The organism is Mycobacterium sp. GA-2829, from assembly GCF_001499965.1.
Classification (GTDB): domain Bacteria; phylum Actinomycetota; class Actinomycetes; order Mycobacteriales; family Mycobacteriaceae; genus Mycobacterium.
In genome coordinates, this window is record NZ_LQIT01000012.1 from 178,144 (window position 1) to 194,786 (window position 16,643).

Here is a 16,643-nt window from a genome sequence, read left to right on the forward strand (position 1 = left end):
GAGGAACAATGGCCGTGAAGACCGCCAGGACGGGCGGCAACGTCGTCCAGTTGGCCCGTCCGACGCTGCGGGAGACACTCGGCCGGCTCGCACCGGGGACGCCGTTGCGCGACGGCCTGGAGCGCATCCTGCGCGGCCGCACCGGCGCGCTCATCGTGCTCGGCTACGACGACAGCGTCGAGGCGATCTGCGACGGCGGGTTCGAACTCGACGTGCGCTACGCACCCACCCGGCTGCGGGAGTTGTCGAAGATGGACGGCGCGGTGGTGCTCTCCAGCGACGGCACCCGCATCCTGCGGGCCAACGTCCAGCTGGTGCCCGATCCGTCGATCCCGACCGACGAATCCGGCACCCGGCACCGCTCCGCCGAACGCACCGCCATCCAGACCGGCTATCCGGTGATCTCGGTCAGCCACTCGATGAGCATCGTCACCGTGTACGTGGCGGGCGAACGGCACGTCGTGCCCGACACCCCGACCATCCTGTCGCGGGCCAACCAGACCATCGCCACCCTGGAGCGCTACAAGTCGCGCCTCGACGAGGTCAGCAGGCAGCTGTCGACCGCGGAGATCGAGGACTTCGTGACCCTGCGCGACGTGATGACCGTCGTACAGCGGCTGGAGATGGTGCGCCGGATCAGCCTCGAGATCGACGCCGACGTGGTCGAACTCGGCACCGACGGCCGCCAGCTGAAACTGCAGCTCGAGGAACTGGTCGGCGACAACGACAACGCGCGCGAGCTGATCGTGCGCGACTACCACGCCAACCCGGACCCGCCGACGCCCGCGCAGGTCAGCGCGACGCTGGAGGAGCTCGATTCGCTGTCGGACAACGAACTGCTCGACTTCACCACGCTGGCAAGGGTCTTCGGCTATCCGTCCACGCTCGAGGCGCAGGATTCCGCGATGAGCTCGCGCGGCTACCGGGCGATGGCGGGCATCCCCCGCCTGCAGTTCGCCCATGTGGACCTGCTGGTGCGCAACTTCGGCTCACTGCAGGGGCTGCTCGCCGCCAGCGCCGACGATCTGCAGTCGGTGGACGGCATCGGTTCGATGTGGGCCCGCCACATCAGGGAAGGGCTCTCGCTGCTCGCCGAGTCGACGATCGCCGACCGGCTGGGCTGACGCTCGCTCAGCCGTTGCCCGCGGGCGCACCCGGTGCGGGCGCCTGACCCGGCGGTGTCGACGGGGCGAGGATGAACGGCACCGGCGCGGATCGCAGGTTGCCCAACTGCACGATGAGGTTGTAGGTCCCGGCCCCGATCGGCTGACGCGGCAGCGGGCACTGCGGGGCGGAACCCATACCCGTCCATGTCACCTCGGTGGTGACCTGCTCACCCGGTGCGAACGTCTTGACCAGCGTCTCGTTCGACGGTGCGCAGTCGAGGTTCGACCACAGGCGGGTGTTGTCCAGCGAGTAGACGTACGCGGCGAGGACCGCGGCGCCGACGTCGCGCTTGCACGCGACGAGGCCGATGTTGGTGACGACCATCGTGAACTTCGGCTGATCGCCGACGACGTACTCGGGCTGGCTGGTGATGCCCTTGACCGCGAGCGTGGAGTCCGGGCAGTCGTCGCCCTCCTGGAGCACCGGCGGCGGGGCGACGGCAGCGGTGGGCGTCGGGGCCGGCGGCGGCGCCTGCTGCGGCGGCGGCACGATCGGGGTCTTCTCCCCCGGCGCCTCACCCGGAAGCGGGGGCGGCGCGGCCTTTTCCGCATTGGCGGCGGACTGCTGCTGGTCGGCGTTCTTCGTCTCCGCGCCGGAACCGCCCGACACCACCATCACCACCACCGCGGCGACGATCCCGATGATGACCACCGCGACGCCCAGCGCCAGCGCCCGACGGCGCCAATAGATCTGCGTCGGTAGCGGGCCTTGCGGTTCCAGATCCAGCACACGATTACGGTAAGGCCCGGTCAGGCGCAATCGTCCGAGGTGACCCGGCGTGTCGTGCGATGAGCGCTCGCGCAAAGAGCCGACGGACCTGTCAGGCCTCGCCGATGTCGCCCAGGTGCTCGCGCAGTTGGGCCCGGCCGTCGGCCAGGTGGTAGGTGACACCGGCGATCGCGACCTTGCCCGCATCGATGCGGGAGGCGATCGCGCTGGACCGGTCGCGCAGCTGTTTGGCGGTCTCGTTGACGTGCCGTTCCTCGAACTCGTCGACCCGGCTCAGCCCGTCGCGGCGTCCGACCAGAATCGACGGGGTGACGCGTTCGACGATGTCGCGCACGTAACCGCCGGGCACCACACCGTCGTCGAGTGCGGTCAGCGTCGCCTTCACCGCACCACAGCTGTCGTGACCCAACACCACGATCAGCGGCACCTCCAGCACCGTCACCGCGAACTCGATCGAGCCGAGCACCGCGGAGTCGATGACATGGCCCGCGGTACGCACCACGAACATATCGCCGAGGCCCTGGTCGAAGATGATCTCGGCGGCCACCCGGCTGTCACCGCAGCCGAACACCACCGCGGTGGGTCGCTGTCCCTCGGCGAGACTGGCGCGATAATCGACACTCTGACTGGGATGTTGGGGGCGGCCCGCGACGAAGCGCTCGTTACCCTCCTTGAGTGCCTTCCACGCGGTCACCGGGCTGGTATGCGGCATGGCGCTTATTGTGCATGAGGGGTTGACGAATGATTCATCCACCCGACTTGCTGGCGTGGTACGACCGCGAACAACGGGATCTGCCGTGGCGCCGTCCCGGGGTGACGCCGTGGCAGATCCTGGTCAGTGAATTCATGTTGCAGCAGACACCGGTGGCGCGCGTCGAACCGATCTGGCTCAGCTGGATCGAGCGATGGCCCACACCGTCGGCGACCGCGGCCGCCAGTGCCGCCGACGTGCTGCGCGCATGGGGCAAGCTCGGCTATCCGCGCCGCGCCAAGCGGCTGCACGAATGCGCGACCGTGATCGCGACCGAACACGGTGACGAGGTCCCCGACGACGTCGAGGTGTTGCTGACACTGCCCGGAATCGGCGCATACACCGCACGGGCGGTGGCCTGCTTCGCCTACGGGCAACGGGTTCCGGTGGTCGACACCAACGTCCGGCGGGTCGTCGCGCGTGCCGTGCACGGCCGGGCCGACAGCCCGGCCAGCACACGGGATCTCGCCGACGTCGCCGCCCTGCTCCCCGACGGGCCCGAGGCGCCGCGGTTCTCGGTCGCGGTGATGGAACTGGGTGCGACGGTGTGCACGGCGCGCGCCCCGCGGTGCGGCATCTGCCCGTTGCAGACGTGCACATGGCGTTCACTCGGCCATCCCGCGGCGCCCGCACCGGTCAGGAAACCGCAGCGCTACGCCGGTACCGACCGGCAGGTCCGTGGCCGGTTGCTCGACGTGCTGCGCGGCAGCGCGACTCCGGTGTCGCGGGCCCAACTCGACGTCGTCTGGCTGACCGACACCGCACAACGCGACCGCGCATTGGATTCGCTGCTGGTCGACGGTCTGGTCGAGCAGACCGCCGACGGACGATTTGCCCTTGCGGGCGAAGGTCTGTGAATACGCGGGCGTACCAGCATGGCCGCTCACCCTGCGCACCATAAGCGGGATAACGTTAGCGGATGACGCGGAGTCTGGATCAGGTCGTCACCGCGGCGGCCGCGGAGTTGATGGCGGCCACCGCCACCAACGTGACCGAGAGCTGCACCCGTGTCCTGGCCGACGTGGTGTCCCACCTCGGCGTGGATTTCAGCTTCCTGCGGCACAACGACCACACGATCAAGGCGACCAAACTCGTCGCCGAATGGCCGCTGCGCGACTACATCCCGGATCCGGACCCCATCGGGGTGATCTACTTCGCCGAGGCCGACCCGGTGTTCCGGCAGGCCGAGTACCTCAAGACACCACTGATCCTGCGCCCGGAACCGGACAACGACGACTACCAGCGCCGGATCGAGGAGGGCACCGGGGTGCCATCGGTGTCCATGGCATGCGTACCGCTGCTGTCCGGCGAGATCACCTCGGGCATCCTCGGCTTCATCAAGATCGGCGACCGCGAGTGGACCGTCGAGGAGCAGAACGCGCTGCAGGCGATCGCGACGCTGTTCGCGCAGCTGCAGGCCCGTATCGCGGCCGAGGAACAGCTGCAGTACCTCGCCGAACACGACGACCTCTCCGGACTGCTCAACCGGCGGGCGCTGATGGCCCACCTCGACCAGCGCCTCGCCGAGGGCCAGCCGGGTCCGGTTTCGGTGCTGTTTCTCGATCTCGACCGGCTCAAGACGGTCAACGACTACCTCGGGCACAGCGCCGGCGACCAGTTCATCAAGATGTTCGCCGACCGGTTGCGTGCGGGCACCGAGCGGCCCGCGGTGATCGCCCGTGTCGGCGGTGACGAGTTCGTCGTGGTCCCCGACGAGGCGATGGACGTCGCGACCGTCGAGGCCTTCGCACGCAGACTGCAGATCTGGCTGCAGCGCCGGGTGGTGATCGACGGTGAGATGCTCGCGCGCACAGTCAGTATCGGCGTGGCCGTCGGCACACCCGGTGACGACACCACATCGGATCTGCTGCGCCGCGCCGACCAGGCCGCGCTCTCGGCGAAGAGCGCAGGCGGTAGCAAGACCGCGGTGTTCACCGCCGAGATGGCATCCCAGCACGCCATCCGCAACGACATCGAGTTGCACCTCGAGGGCGTGATCGACGAGGCCAGCAGCGCTCTGGTCCTGCACTACCTGCCCGAGATCGACATGCGCACCGGCAAGGTGCTCGGCACCGAGGCGCTGGTGCGGTGGCGCCATCCCACCCGCGGCCTGCTGCTGCCCGACTCGTTCATCGGGGTGGCCGAATCCATCAACCTCGCAGGCAAACTCGGTCGCCTGGTGATGCGTTCGGCGTGCGCCGACTTCGCCCGCTGGCGCTCGCGGCGCACCGCCACCGACGCGATACTGCGCATCAATGTCTCACCCGTGCAACTGGTTTCCGACGGTTTCGCGGCGACCGTCGCGGGCACGCTCGACGAGTTCGGGCTCGACGGTTCCGCGGTGTGCCTGGAGATCACCGAGAGCGTGGTGGTCCAGGACATCGAGGCCACCCGCCACACGCTGGCCGCGCTCAAACAGGTCGGGGTGCGCATCGCGATCGACGACTTCGGCACGGGCTACAGCGTTCTCACGCATCTGAAGTCGCTGCCGGTGGACACCGTGAAGATCGACCGCGGCTTCGTGCGCGATCTCGGCGAGAACCCCGGCGACCTGGCGATCGTGCGGGCCATCCTGGCGCTGGCCGACGCGTTCGAACTCGAGGTGGTCGCCGAGGGCGTCGAGACCGTGGCGGCGGCCCGGACCCTGCTCGAACTGGGCTGTCCGCGCGCGCAGGGCTTCATGCTGTCCCGCCCCGTCGACGGTGCGGCGATGGAGGCGCTGTTCCGCGCGGGGCACATTCCGGTCGACGCGCTGCACGACAACGCCCCCGCCGGTCCGCTGTCCACTTAGCGCAATGGCTCGACAGGGCCTACCGCGTGCAGTAAGAAGAACTCGTTCGTCAGCCTCACGAAGGAGTCGACAAGTGGCAGTGGCGCCGTTCAACCACATCACCGCGACGTACTCGTCTGCGCACGCGCTGATGTACGAGGCGGTCGTCGCGCCGTCGGTGTACCGCTCGCGCGCCATCATCGACGAGAAGTTCCTCAACCTCCTGCCGCAGAACGCGCACATCCTCGACGTCGGCTCGGGTGGGGGTCTGTTCACCCAGTACCTGGCCGATCAGCGCCCGGACCTGACGATCATCGGGATCGACCTGGCCGAACCCCAGCTCAAACGGTCGCGTAAGCGCCTGCGCGACTACAGCGACCGGGTCACCTTCCAGCACGGCGACGCCACCAACCTCGCCTTCGCCGACCGCACGTTCGACGGCGTCATCAGCTACGGCTCGGTCAAACACTGGACGTCACGCGAGACCGGGATGGCCGAGTGCGTCCGTGTGCTCAAACCGGGCGGCCCACTGCTGGTCACCGACGCCGATCGCAGCGCGACGTTCGAGGATTCGTCGAACTTCATCAAGCACTACAAGTTCCCGCGCATCTTCGACGGTCCCAACCTCGCGGTGTTCCGCACGTGGATCGCCGGCCGGTCGATCGACCTCGACGACGCCCGCGCGCTGGCCGAGGGTGTGGCCGACCTCGTCGACGTGGAGGTGGGCCGCATCCCCGATTCGCCGCTGGTGATGATCGCCGGACGCCGCACGCCCGAGTGAGCGGCGCTCAGGCGCTCTGCTCGGCCTCGCTGACCCCGCAGCAGAACCGCCTGCGGTAGTCGGTGGGGGTCACTCCGATGATCCGGCGGAAGTGGTGCCGCAGCAGCGTGGCCGTGCCGAACCCGGACCGCTCGGCGATGCGGTCGACGTCCAGATCGCTCTCCTCGAGCATCCGGCGGGCGTAGAGCACCCGCTGATCGGTCACCCACTGCATCGGGGTGGTGCCGGTCTCCTCGACGAAGCGGCGGGCGAAGGTCCGCGCCGACATGTTCGCGCGGCGCGCCAGCGTGCTCACCGTGTGCGGCTTCTCGAGGTTGGCGAGTATCCAATCCAGATGCGGCGCAAAGCGTTCCGAGCCCCTGACCGGAATCGGCTGTTCGATGTACTGACGCTGCCCGCCGTCGCGCTGCGGGGGCACGACCATGCGGCGGGCGATCCGGTTGGTCACCTCGCTGCCGAGTTCGCGCCGCACCAGGTGCAGGCAGGCGTCGATACCGGCGGCGGTGCCCGCGCTGGTGATCAGATTCCCGTCGTCGACGAACAGCACGTTGCGGTCGACGCGGGCGGTGGGATACGTCTTCGCGAGCAGGTCGGCGTACATCCAGTGCGTCGTACAGGGCCGCCCGTCGAGCAACCCCGCCGCGCCGACGACGAAGGCACCCGAGCAGACCGTGAGGATGATCGAGCCGCGGTCGGCGGCCTCGCGCAGCACCTCGAGCGCCTCGGGCGGGTAGCCCTTCTTCCCCGACGCGATCGCGGGTACGGCCACCAGATCCGCGCCGAGCAGGTCGTCGAAGCCGTGCGCCGGGGTCAGGTGGGCGCCGATCGTGGTGCGCACCGATTCACCGGCCACCGGTCCGCACACCTTGAAGTCGAAGTTCGGCACGCCGTCGGCGGAGCGGTCGATGCCGAACACCTCGCAGATGACCCCGAACTCGAAAACCGCTAGACCGTCGAGGACCAGGGTCGATACGCTTTTCAACGCCATGGCAGCATATTAGCGCAAGAAGGCAGTGCTGCCACTGTTGGCGGAATGTGTCCGATCGGAAGATAACTGCCATGAGTACTGCACTGATCACCCTCGCCGTGTCGAGTCCCTTTGTCCTGGCCGCGATCCTGGCCTGGATCGCGCACCGCACCGGGGTGCTGCGCTGGGATCTCGACCAGTTCCGCGTGTGGGCGCCCATGGCGGGCCGCTTCGACGGTCAGCGCGACCTCGATCGCGACGCCCACCGGATCCAGCACGACATCGACGCGATCCGCACCCGCTTCGAGGAGCACCCGGTGTGGCCGGGCTCAGGTGCGGTCGGCGAGCGTCGTTAGAAAGCCCTCGACCGCGCCGCGGTAGACCTCCGGCTGTTCGTCGTGGATCAGATGGCCGGCGTCGGGAACCTGTAGATACGTTGTCCGGCAACCGGTTTCGGCCATCCGCAGCATCTGCCCCTGCGGGGTGACCGAGTTGCCCGCCTCCAGCAGCAGCGTCGGGACCCGCACCTGCTCCCACTGCCCCCAGTAGTCGCGCAGACCCCACTCGGCGGCGATGTCGATCCAGTGGCGGCGGCGGCCGTGCAGCCGCCAGCCGGTCGGTGTGCGGTCGAACGCCTCGAGGAAGTAGCGCCCGGCCACCGGCCCGAACTCGGCGAGCACCTGCTCCTCGGTCTCGAACTCGACCGGCAGCGCGTGCAGCCACGGCTCCCACGGCCCGGTGGTGCGGCCGCGGAAATCCGGCGCCATGTCCTCCACCACCAGCGCGCTCACCAACTCCGGCCGCTGCGCGGCCAGACACCAGGAGTGCAGCCCACCCATCGAATGCCCGATCAGCGTCGCGGGCCTGCCCAGGGCCGCCACGGCGGCGCCGAGTTCGGCGACGAAGTGTTCGGTGCTGATCGGATGCGCCTCCACCACATCCCGGCCGCGGTGCCAGGGCGCGTCGTAGGTGAACACCGCGCCCAGAGCCGCGAGCCACGGCAGTTGGCGGCCCCACGTGCTGCCGCGGCCCATCAGTCCGTGCACCAGCACCAGCGGGGCGCCGTCACCGCCCCTGGCGGTCAACAGTGGGGAGTCCATCTGCTCATCTTGCCCAGCCCAACCGGTAACCTGACCCCATGTCCAGCCAGACCCCTGTGGTGAAGATCAACGCAATCGAGGTCCCGCCGAACGCCGGACCGGAGCTGGAGAAGCGGTTCGCCCACCGCGCGCACGCCGTGGACAACCAGCCCGGCTTCCTCGGCTTCCAGCTGCTACGCCCCATCAAGGGCGAGAACCGCTACTTCGTCGTCACCCAGTGGGAGACCGAGGAGGCGTTCCAGGCGTGGGCGACCGGTCCGGCCATCGAGGCGCACAAGGGGCAGGCCGCCAACCCGGTCGCCACCGGCGCCTCGCTGCTGGAGTTCGAGGTCGTGCTCGACGTTGCAGGGCCCGGCGACAAGGGCTGACGCGACGCGGCCGGTTCGCCGGGTGGCCACCCTGCTGACCGCTGCCGCGCTCGTCGTCTCATCAGCAGCCGGATGCGGTCACACCTCGACCGCCCCGGCCGACGCCGCCTACGGCGCGCACATCGGCACCAGTACGCCGCAGGGACTGCGCGCCAAGCAGACCATGGACATGGTCAACTCCGACTGGCCGATCGGCGACGTCAACGTCCGCACGATGGCCGTCGAGGATCAGGTCGACCACATCATCGATGCGATGGGCAACCTGTGGTGGGACCGCCCGATCACGGTCACCGGCGTGGACATCCGTGCGGGTACCGCGACGTTGCACACGCGCACCCCCTACGGCGCCGCGCAGGACGTCGAACTGCGCACCAACGACGAAGGGCTGGTCGACCGGTTCGACGTCACGCTGCTCCCGCCGGTGATCGAGAAGTGGGCCGACATCGACGCGGTGCTCGGCAACTCGGGCGCGCGCTACTCCTACCAGGTGTCACGGGTGACCGACGGCGGCTCCTGCCAGCAGGTGGCGGGCACCAACACCGAGACCTCGCTACCGCTGGCGTCGATCTTCAAGCTCTACGTGCTGCTCGCGGTCGCGGACGCGGTCAAGACCGGCAAGGCCGGCTGGGACGACCAGCTGACGATCACCGAACGGGTCAAAGCCCTTGGCGCCGCGGGCCTCGAGGAGATGCCGCCCGGGTCGACCGTGTCGGTCCGGGAAGCCGCCCAGCAGATGATCTCCGCGAGCGACAACGCCGCCACCGACCTGCTGATCGCCCACCTCGGCCCCGGCGCCGTCGAGCGGGCGCTGGTGGCAGGCGGACACCACGATCCGGCGAGCATGACGCCGTTCCCGACCATGCACGAGATGTTCTCGGTCGGCTGGGGTCAGCCGGACCTGCGCGAGCAGTTCAAACAGGCCGACCACCAGGGCCGGATCGCGCTGCTGAAGCAGACCGACGCACGCCCGTACGAACCCGATCCGACCCGCACCCACACCCCCGCCTCGGACTACGGCGCCGAGTGGTACGGCAGCGCCGCCGATATCTGCCGCGTGCACGCCGCGCTGCAGGCCTCCGCCACCGGCGCCGCCGCACCCGTGCGGGACATCCTGTCGGCGGTGCCGGGTGTGGAGCTGGACCGCGGGAAGTGGCCCTACATCGGCGCCAAGGGCGGCAACCTGCCGGGCGATCTGACGTTCTCCTGGTACGCCGTCGACCACACCGGTCAGCCGTGGGTGGTGAGCTTCCAACTCAACTGGCCCGAGTACCGCAGCCGCACCGCGGCGGCCTGGTTGCTGTCGATCGTGCACCAGACCTTCGCGATGGTGCCCGTCGCCGATTAGTGGGTGGACCCCTGGTGCGTCGACCGAAGCGTCCAGGCGTGCCCACGGAAGTGCAGCACGGTCCGGCTGGCCGGGGCCACGTCGATGCGCCAGAACGACCGCGCGGGAGCGTCGAGCGCGACCAGGATCGCCGCGCGGACCACGGCCGGGTGGGTGACCGCGACGATCCTGCCGCGGCGGTCGGACAGCGTGTCCATCCAGCGGCGCACCCGCTCGATCACCGCGACCACGGACTCCCCGCCGTGCGGCGCCTGGGTCGGGTCGGTGAGCCAGATCGCCAGATCCGCGGGCTGCACCCCGCCCAACACGTCACCGCGCCACCGGCCGCAGTCCAGATCGGCCAGGAGTGGGTCGACGACAGCCTGCAGGCCCAGCAGATCGGCCGTCTGCCTGGTGCGCTTCTCCGGGCCGCAGTAGGCGGCGTCGGTGGGGCCGAGTTCGACGCTGGCGTCGACCTGGCGGTGTCCCTGCGCGTTGAGCGGTTCGTCGGTGGGGAATCGTCCGGCCGACACGGCGTCGGTCATCGCGTGCGACACCAGCGTCAGCCGGACGACCTCACTCACGTCCGCAGGGCTTCGCGGCGACCCTCGAGCAACCGGGATGCCAGCGGCGCGAACACCAGCGCGATCGTCGCCCACATGACGACCTGCGTCCCCAGCGAGTACAGCCGGAAGTCGTAGAGGACGTCGGCGGGGAAGCCCTCGTAGACGATCGTGCCCGCGTCGTCGACGAGCGGGCCGGGTGTCTCGGCGATGGTCGGCAGCACCAGCATCAGCACCGCCATCGCCAGCACGTAGGCGCCCGCGCCGGCCAGCGTGGCATTCCAGGTGCCCAACCGGTCGCGCAGCCTCCGACCGAGGTAAACCGCGCCGACGAACAGCGCCGCCGACAGGACGACCAGCAGCAGGTAGAGCAGGGTGCGCTGCCGCAGGGTCTCGTCGAGGCTCAGGGCCGGTGGGCTGGCCGGGTACTTCAGCGACGGCACCACGTACAGGCTCAGCAGCATGCCGCCCGCGATGTACAGCGACAGCAGCCGCGCCGACACATTGCCCACGCGGCCGTAGGCGACCGCGAAGACGATCGCGAACAGCGCGCCCATGGCCACGCTGAACGCGAGCATGCCGAAGCCGAGGCCGACGTTGGCCTGTACGGCGCGGGAGAACCCGCCGCCGTCCTCGTGGCTGTGGCTGTGACCGCCCGCGGCGTGGGCGATCGCCTCACGCGCGGCGCCGATGCCCTCCTCGTAACCGATGGCCTTCTCGACGGCCGGTTCGACGAAGATGCGCGCGAACACGAACGCCACGACGGCACCGCAGACGCCGGCCAACAGGCCGCGTCCGATGATGTGTTTCTCCATGTTGACTTGTCTTCTCCCCGCCGCGCGTCAGTGGCAGGGGAAGCCGAGGAGATGGCGTGCGTCGTGGATGAACTCGTGCACGGCGGTGTTGTCGCCGAAGACCGACGTCGCGCCCTGATCGAAGCCGAGGAAGTAGAGCACCAGCAGCGCGAGGAATGCGGTGGCGGACAGCCACACCGCGGCACGCGTGGCCGACAGGTCGATGGCCGGTACCCGGGTCTTCTGAGCTTGCGGTGACGTCATTGGGGGGTCCTTTCCGGGATTGCGCGTCCCGAGTGGGGTGAAGCAGGCGTCGGGTCTGACTCTCACAGTGGCGCGACCGTTCTGGATTCTCACCAGATTCCTTCGCCTGCCGATTACATCGCACATCCTAAGCACGGCGCGCGGGAATCGCGCCCCCACCCTGGCCGGGGAACGCGAACGGGCGGCCACCGTGAGGTGACCGCCCGTTCGCGATTCGGCGTTACTCGGCTGCGCTCGGCGCACCGGCGGCGCCGGCCTGCGCCAGATCCGGCACCGCGGGCTGCGACGGCTTCGGTCCACCGCTGAAGGTGAACTTGGCGTCCTCGCCCTGACCTTCGCCGTCCCAGTTCTCCACGTCGACCGTGATGTGCTGGCCGGGGCCGATCTCCTCGAAGAGGATCTTCTCCGACAGCTGATCCTCGATCTCGCGCTGGATGGTGCGACGCAGCGGTCGCGCACCGAGCACGGGATCGAAGCCACGCTTGGCCAGCAGCGCCTTCGCCTTCGGCGTCAGCTCCATCGTCATGTCCTTGGCCCGCAGCTGGTTGCCGACCCGGCCGATCATCAGGTCGACCATCTTGATGATCTCGTCCTGCGTGAGCTGGTGGAACACGATGATGTCGTCGATGCGGTTGAGGAACTCCGGGCGGAAGTGCTTCTTCAGCTCGTCGTTGACCTTCTGCTTCATCCGCTCGTAGTTGTTCTCCCCGCCGCCCTGGCTGAAGCCCAGGCCGACGGCCTTGCTGATGTCGCTCGTACCGAGGTTCGAGGTGAAGATCAGCACGGTGTTCTTGAAGTCGACCGTGCGGCCCTGACCGTCGGTGAGGCGGCCGTCCTCGAGGACCTGCAGGAGGCTGTTGTAGATCTCCTGGTGGGCCTTCTCGATCTCGTCGAACAGCACGACGCTGAACGGCTTGCGGCGCACCTTCTCGGTGAGCTGGCCGCCCTCTTCGTAGCCGACGTACCCCGGAGGGGCACCGAACAGCCGCGACGCGGTGAAGCGGTCGTGGAACTCACCCATGTCGATCTGGATGAGCGCGTCGTCGTCGCCGAACAGGAAGTTGGCCAGCGCCTTGGACAGCTCGGTCTTACCGACACCGGACGGGCCGGCGAAGATGAACGAACCCGACGGGCGCTTGGGGTCCTTCAGACCGGCGCGGGTGCGGCGGATCGCCTTCGAGACGGCCTTGACGGCGTCCTCCTGGCCGATGATCCGCTTGTGCAGCTCGTCCTCCATGCGCAGCAGCCGAGTCGTCTCCTCCTCGGTCAGCTTGAACACGGGGATACCGGTCCAGTTGCCCAGCACCTCGGCGATCTGCTCGTCGTCGACCTCGGCCACGACGTCGAGATCACCTGAACGCCACTGCTTCTCGCGCTCGGCGCGCTGCGCGACCAGCTGCTTCTCCTTGTCGCGCAGATTGGCGGCCTTCTCGAAGTCCTGCGCGTCGATCGCGGACTCCTTCTCCCGGCGGGCGTCGGCGATCTTCTCGTCGAATTCGCGCAGGTCTGGCGGAGCGGTCATCCGGCGGATCCGCATCCGGGCGCCGGCCTCGTCGATCAGGTCGATGGCCTTGTCCGGCAGGAACCGGTCGTTGATGTAGCGGTCGGCCAGCGTCGCGGCGGCCACCATCGCGCTGTCGGTGATCGAGACCCGGTGGTGCGCCTCGTACCGGTCGCGCAGACCCTTGAGGATCTCGATGGTGTGCTCGACGGTCGGCTCGCCCACCTGCACCGGCTGGAAGCGGCGCTCCAGGGCGGCGTCCTTCTCGATGTACTTGCGGTACTCGTCGAGGGTGGTCGCGCCGATGGTCTGCAGCTCACCGCGGGCCAGCTTCGGCTTGAGGATGCTCGCGGCGTCGATCGCGCCCTCGGCGGCACCCGCGCCGACGAGCGTGTGCAGCTCGTCGATGAACAGGATGATGTCGCCGCGGGTGTTGATCTCCTTGAGCACCTTCTTGAGGCGTTCCTCGAAGTCACCGCGGTAGCGGCTGCCCGCGACCAGCGAACCCAGGTCGAGGGTGTAGAGCTGCTTGTCCTTCAGTGTCTCCGGCACCTCACCGTGCACGATCGCCTGCGCGAGGCCCTCGACGACGGCGGTCTTGCCGACGCCGGGCTCGCCGATCAGCACCGGGTTGTTCTTGGTGCGGCGGCTCAGCACCTGCATGACCCGCTCGATTTCCTTCTCGCGGCCGATGACCGGATCGAGCTTGCCCTCCATCGCGGCCGCGGTCAGGTTGCGGCCGAACTGGTCGAGGACCAGCGAGGTCGAGGGGTTGCCGGACTCGCCGCCGCGGCCACCGGTGCCGGCTTCCGCGGACTCCTTGCCCTGGTAGCCGCTCAGCAGCTGGATGACCTGCTGGCGCACCCGCGTCAGCTCGGCGCCGAGCTTCACGAGGACCTGGGCGGCGACACCCTCACCTTCGCGGATCAGGCCGAGCAGGATGTGCTCGGTGCCGATGTAGTTGTGGCCGAGCTGCAGCGCCTCGCGCAGGGACAGCTCGAGCACCTTCTTGGCGCGCGGGGTGAAGGGGATGTGGCCCGACGGCGCCTGCTGGCCCTGGCCGATGATCTCCTCGACCTGGCTGCGCACACCTTCCAGGGAGATGCCGAGCGACTCGAGCGACTTGGCCGCTACACCCTCGCCCTCGTGAATGAGTCCCAGCAGGATGTGCTCGGTGCCGATGTAATTGTGGTTGAGCATCCGGGCTTCTTCCTGAGCCAGGACGACAACCCGACGCGCACGGTCGGTGAATCTTTCGAACATCCGTGGTTACCTGCTCTCCATCGCATAGGTGGCGTACGCGGTCCTGAGCACTTCACCGAACTGCGGTACACCTGCCGTCCACTCTATCGGGCGGCTGCAGCGAGCGTCGTGGTTGGCGGTCCGTACCGCCCTGCTCTGCGCTGCTGACCATCCCAACGCCGCAGCTGGGCGATTCGTTTCCGGCCGAGGCCGCCGATCGGTTCGCCACCAGCGAAAGTCTCACCCACCTGCGATGGAGACACGAACGGGCAACGCGCGAACGCGTTGCCCGGGTACCAGCCGGTGAAGCCTAGGTGGCGGCGTGGAAAGCGTCGATGACGTCGGCGGGGATGCGGCCGCGCGTCGAGACGTTGTGGCCGTTGCGCCTGGCCCATTCCCGGATGGCCGCGCTCTGTTCGCGATCGATCACGCCGCGGCCCTTGGTCGGACCCGTGGCCCGGCCCCGCCGGCGACCGCCGACACGCCGTCCGGCGTCGACCCACTGCTTGAGGTCTTCGCGTAGTTTCTTGGCGTTCTTGCTGGACAGGTCGATCTCGTAGCTGACTCCGTCGAGACCGAATTCAACCGTTTCGTCGGCGGTACCCTCACCGTCGAAATCATCGACCAACGTGACGGTGACTTTTTTCGCCATCAGTTCACACGGACCCTTCTACCTGCGCTTGGTGGATAGTTTCGGCTACCGAATCTCGGCTTCCAATGTGCCATATGAACCTACACCATTCAACAACGCGCCAATCACAGAAGTTCAGTTGCCGTGACGCCGAACAATCGGGAAGAGAATTGTCTCTCTAATTGACAGGCCGGTCAGGGCCATCAACAACCGGTCAATGCCCATTCCGGTCCCCGTGGTCGGCGGCATCCCGTACTCCAAAGCCGTCAGGAAATCGTCGTCGAGAACCATTGCCTCGTCGTCCCCGGCGGCCGCGGCGCGCGCTTGTGCCTCGAATCGCTCCCGTTGGATTATCGGATCGATCAGTTCGGAATAGCCGGTCGCCAACTCGAACTTGCGGACATAGAGATCCCACTTCTCGGTCACCCCGGGAATGCTGCGGTGCGAGCGGGTCAGCGGCGTCGTCTCCACCGGGAAGTCACGAACGAAGGTCGGCGCCCACAGGCCCTCACCCACGGTGTGTTCCCAAAGTTCTTCGACCAATTTCCCGTGGCCGTAGCCGCGGTCCCGCGGCAATTCCAGGCCGAGCCGGTCGGCGATGCGCCAGAGTTCGTCGGCGGGCGTCTCCGGGGTGATCTCCTCGCCCAACGCCGCCGACAGCGAGGGATACATTTCCACCGTGTCCCACTCGCCGTCGAGGTCATAGACGGTGCCATCCGCCAATGGCACCTGGCGGGTGCCGATCGCCTCGTCGGCGACTTCCTGAATTACTTCGCGCGTCGTGACCGCGGAATCGTTGTAGTCGCCGTAAGCCTGATATGTCTCCAGCATCGCGAATTCCGGTGAATGTGTGGAATCGATACCTTCGTTACGGAAGTTGCGATTGAGCTCGAAGACCCTCTCGAATCCGCCCACCAACGCGCGCTTGAGGAACAGCTCCGGGGCGATACGCAGATACAGGTCCACGTCGAGGGCATTCGAGTGCGTGACGAACGGGCGCGCCGCGGCACCGCCGGCCAGCGTCTGCAGCATCGGGGTCTCGATCTCGAGGAAGCCGCGCCGTTCCAGCGCATTGCGCAACGCCCGCACCACGGCCACCCGCTGACGCGCGATGGTGCGCGCCTCCGGTCGGACGATCAGGTCGACGTAGCGCTGCCGCACCCGCGCCTCCTCGCTCATCTCCTTGTGCGCGACCGGCAGCGGGCGCAGCGCCTTGGAGATGATTTGCCAGAAATCGGCGAGCACAGAGAGCTCCCCGCGGCGCGAACTGATGACCTGTCCGCGCACGAAAACGATGTCACCCAGGTCGATGTCGGCTTTCCACTTGTCCAGCGAATCCTGCCCCACCTCCGCCAGGCTGATCATCGCCTGTAACTGGGTGCCGTCCCCCTCCTGGAGGGTGGCGAAACAGAGCTTGCCGGAGTTGCGCGCGAACACCACCCGGCCCGCGATGCCGACGATGTCGCCGGTCTGGGTGTCGACCGGCAGGTCGGGGTAGGCGGCCCGGATCTCGGCGAGGGTGTGGGTGCGGTCCACGGCGACCGGGTAGGGGTCGCGGCCCTCGGCCAGCAGACGCTCCCGCTTGGCCTGACGAATACGGAACTGTTCGGGAATGTCAGGGTCGTTGTCGGGCGCGTTTACTGGGGCATTCACGGGATGCCAGCCTATCGCGGTATCGATGGCCGCCCGCA

17 protein-coding genes and 1 riboswitch are annotated in these 16,643 nt (G+C 68.3%); of the genes, 7 read left to right on the forward strand and 10 right to left on the reverse strand.

Annotated features, from left to right (window positions below; all coding sequences use genetic code 11):
* The first annotated feature begins 8 nt into the window (after positions 1 to 8).
* Positions 9 to 1,124: a DNA integrity scanning diadenylate cyclase DisA gene (gene disA, locus AU194_RS09305; protein WP_059088927.1), complete on the forward strand. Its 1,116-nt coding sequence runs from the start codon at positions 9 to 11 to the stop codon at positions 1,122 to 1,124.
* Positions 1,125 to 1,131: 7 nt separating this feature from the next.
* Here disA and AU194_RS09310 read toward each other — a convergent pair whose 3' ends face one another.
* Together AU194_RS09310 and AU194_RS09315 are read right to left on the reverse strand one after the other, a co-directional pair.
* Positions 1,132 to 1,896, reverse strand: a complete 765-nt coding sequence (locus AU194_RS09310; protein ID WP_059088928.1) for a hypothetical protein — start codon at positions 1,894 to 1,896, stop codon at positions 1,132 to 1,134.
* A 91-nt stretch (positions 1,897 to 1,987) separates the two neighbouring features.
* Entirely contained in the window at positions 1,988 to 2,608 is a 621-nt protein-coding gene (locus tag AU194_RS09315) for a carbonic anhydrase (RefSeq protein ID WP_059088929.1), read from the reverse strand.
* 29 nt (positions 2,609 to 2,637) lie between these two features.
* Between AU194_RS09315 and AU194_RS09320 the strand changes: the two genes are divergently transcribed.
* The 3 genes from AU194_RS09320 (at position 2,638) to AU194_RS09330 (ending at position 6,198) form a co-directional block, all read left to right on the forward strand.
* Positions 2,638 to 3,504 (forward strand): A/G-specific adenine glycosylase, encoded by an 867-nt coding sequence (locus tag AU194_RS09320; protein ID WP_059088930.1) that lies wholly within the window; start codon positions 2,638 to 2,640, stop codon positions 3,502 to 3,504.
* A 62-nt stretch (positions 3,505 to 3,566) separates the two neighbouring features.
* A complete protein-coding gene (locus AU194_RS09325; protein ID WP_059088931.1) occupies positions 3,567 to 5,438 on the forward strand; it encodes a bifunctional diguanylate cyclase/phosphodiesterase in 1,872 nt (623 codons plus the stop codon).
* A 73-nt stretch (positions 5,439 to 5,511) separates the two neighbouring features.
* On the forward strand, positions 5,512 to 6,198 hold the full coding sequence (locus tag AU194_RS09330; protein WP_059088932.1) for a class I SAM-dependent methyltransferase: 687 nt from the start codon (positions 5,512 to 5,514) through the stop codon (positions 6,196 to 6,198).
* A gap of 7 nt (positions 6,199 to 6,205) precedes the next feature.
* Here AU194_RS09330 and AU194_RS09335 read toward each other — a convergent pair whose 3' ends face one another.
* A complete protein-coding gene (locus AU194_RS09335) occupies positions 6,206 to 7,186 on the reverse strand; it encodes a helix-turn-helix domain-containing protein (RefSeq protein WP_059088933.1) in 981 nt (326 codons plus the stop codon).
* Positions 7,187 to 7,257: 71 nt separating this feature from the next.
* Between AU194_RS09335 and AU194_RS09340 the strand changes: the two genes are divergently transcribed.
* Positions 7,258 to 7,521: a hypothetical protein gene (locus tag AU194_RS09340; protein ID WP_059088934.1), complete on the forward strand. Its 264-nt coding sequence runs from the start codon at positions 7,258 to 7,260 to the stop codon at positions 7,519 to 7,521.
* On the opposite strand, the gene AU194_RS09345 is transcribed toward AU194_RS09340, so the two are convergent.
* Entirely contained in the window at positions 7,495 to 8,265 is a 771-nt protein-coding gene (locus AU194_RS09345) for an alpha/beta fold hydrolase (RefSeq protein WP_059088935.1), read from the reverse strand. The genes AU194_RS09340 and AU194_RS09345 overlap by 27 nt on opposite strands.
* A 38-nt stretch (positions 8,266 to 8,303) precedes the next feature.
* Here AU194_RS09345 and mhuD point away from each other — a divergent pair, with 38 nt between their 5' ends.
* Together mhuD and AU194_RS09355 are read left to right on the forward strand one after the other, a co-directional pair.
* Positions 8,304 to 8,633, forward strand: coding sequence for a mycobilin-forming heme oxygenase MhuD (gene mhuD, locus AU194_RS09350; protein WP_059088936.1), 330 nt, complete (start codon positions 8,304 to 8,306; stop codon positions 8,631 to 8,633).
* Positions 8,608 to 9,978, forward strand: coding sequence for a serine hydrolase (locus AU194_RS09355; RefSeq protein WP_059088937.1), 1,371 nt, complete (start codon positions 8,608 to 8,610; stop codon positions 9,976 to 9,978). The genes mhuD and AU194_RS09355 overlap by 26 nt, the downstream gene beginning before the upstream one ends.
* Here the strand turns inward: AU194_RS09355 and AU194_RS09360 are convergent.
* From AU194_RS09360 to lysS, 6 genes are all read right to left on the reverse strand, one after another.
* A complete protein-coding gene (locus AU194_RS09360; protein ID WP_059088938.1) occupies positions 9,975 to 10,541 on the reverse strand; it encodes a histidine phosphatase family protein in 567 nt (188 codons plus the stop codon). The genes AU194_RS09355 and AU194_RS09360 overlap by 4 nt on opposite strands.
* Complete coding sequence (locus AU194_RS09365; RefSeq protein ID WP_059088939.1) at positions 10,538 to 11,335, reverse strand: CbtA family protein; 798 nt, start codon at positions 11,333 to 11,335, stop codon at positions 10,538 to 10,540. The genes AU194_RS09360 and AU194_RS09365 overlap by 4 nt, the downstream gene beginning before the upstream one ends.
* A 27-nt stretch (positions 11,336 to 11,362) precedes the next feature.
* A complete protein-coding gene (locus AU194_RS09370; RefSeq protein ID WP_059088940.1) occupies positions 11,363 to 11,578 on the reverse strand; it encodes a CbtB domain-containing protein in 216 nt (71 codons plus the stop codon).
* Positions 11,553 to 11,679: riboswitch (cobalamin riboswitch) on the reverse strand. It overlaps the preceding gene by 26 nt.
* A gap of 119 nt (positions 11,680 to 11,798) precedes the next feature.
* Positions 11,799 to 14,342, reverse strand: a complete 2,544-nt coding sequence (gene clpC1, locus AU194_RS09375; RefSeq protein ID WP_059088941.1) for an ATP-dependent protease ATP-binding subunit ClpC — start codon at positions 14,340 to 14,342, stop codon at positions 11,799 to 11,801.
* 289 nt (positions 14,343 to 14,631) lie between these two features.
* The gene (gene lsr2, locus AU194_RS09380) at positions 14,632 to 14,973 is read right to left on the reverse strand and encodes a histone-like nucleoid-structuring protein Lsr2 (protein ID WP_059088942.1); all 342 of its coding nucleotides are present in this window, start codon (positions 14,971 to 14,973) and stop codon (positions 14,632 to 14,634) included.
* 114 nt (positions 14,974 to 15,087) lie between these two features.
* The gene (lysS, locus tag AU194_RS09385; RefSeq protein ID WP_059088943.1) at positions 15,088 to 16,605 is read right to left on the reverse strand and encodes a lysine--tRNA ligase; all 1,518 of its coding nucleotides are present in this window, start codon (positions 16,603 to 16,605) and stop codon (positions 15,088 to 15,090) included.
* Positions 16,606 to 16,643 lie beyond the last annotated feature (38 nt).

Excerpts from the sequence above, each read along its gene's own strand:
- disA (WP_059088927.1), top strand. The coding sequence starts at position 9 with ATGGCCGTGAAGACCGCCAGGACGGGCGGCAACGTCGTCCAGTTGGCC.
- AU194_RS09315 (WP_059088929.1), bottom strand. The coding sequence starts at position 2,608 with ATGCCGCATACCAGCCCGGTGACCGCGTGGAAGGCACTCAAGGAGGGT.
- AU194_RS09320 (WP_059088930.1), top strand. The coding sequence starts at position 2,638 with ATGATTCATCCACCCGACTTGCTGGCGTGGTACGACCGCGAACAACGG.
- AU194_RS09325 (WP_059088931.1), top strand. The coding sequence starts at position 3,567 with ATGACGCGGAGTCTGGATCAGGTCGTCACCGCGGCGGCCGCGGAGTTG.
- AU194_RS09335 (WP_059088933.1), bottom strand. The coding sequence starts at position 7,186 with ATGGCGTTGAAAAGCGTATCGACCCTGGTCCTCGACGGTCTAGCGGTT.
- AU194_RS09340 (WP_059088934.1), top strand. The coding sequence starts at position 7,258 with ATGAGTACTGCACTGATCACCCTCGCCGTGTCGAGTCCCTTTGTCCTG.
- AU194_RS09345 (WP_059088935.1), bottom strand. The coding sequence starts at position 8,265 with ATGGACTCCCCACTGTTGACCGCCAGGGGCGGTGACGGCGCCCCGCTG.
- mhuD (WP_059088936.1), top strand. The coding sequence starts at position 8,304 with ATGTCCAGCCAGACCCCTGTGGTGAAGATCAACGCAATCGAGGTCCCG.
- AU194_RS09365 (WP_059088939.1), bottom strand. The coding sequence starts at position 11,335 with ATGGAGAAACACATCATCGGACGCGGCCTGTTGGCCGGCGTCTGCGGT.
- AU194_RS09370 (WP_059088940.1), bottom strand. The coding sequence starts at position 11,578 with ATGACGTCACCGCAAGCTCAGAAGACCCGGGTACCGGCCATCGACCTG.
- clpC1 (WP_059088941.1), bottom strand. The coding sequence starts at position 14,342 with ATGTTCGAAAGATTCACCGACCGTGCGCGTCGGGTTGTCGTCCTGGCT.
- lsr2 (WP_059088942.1), bottom strand. The coding sequence starts at position 14,973 with ATGGCGAAAAAAGTCACCGTCACGTTGGTCGATGATTTCGACGGTGAG.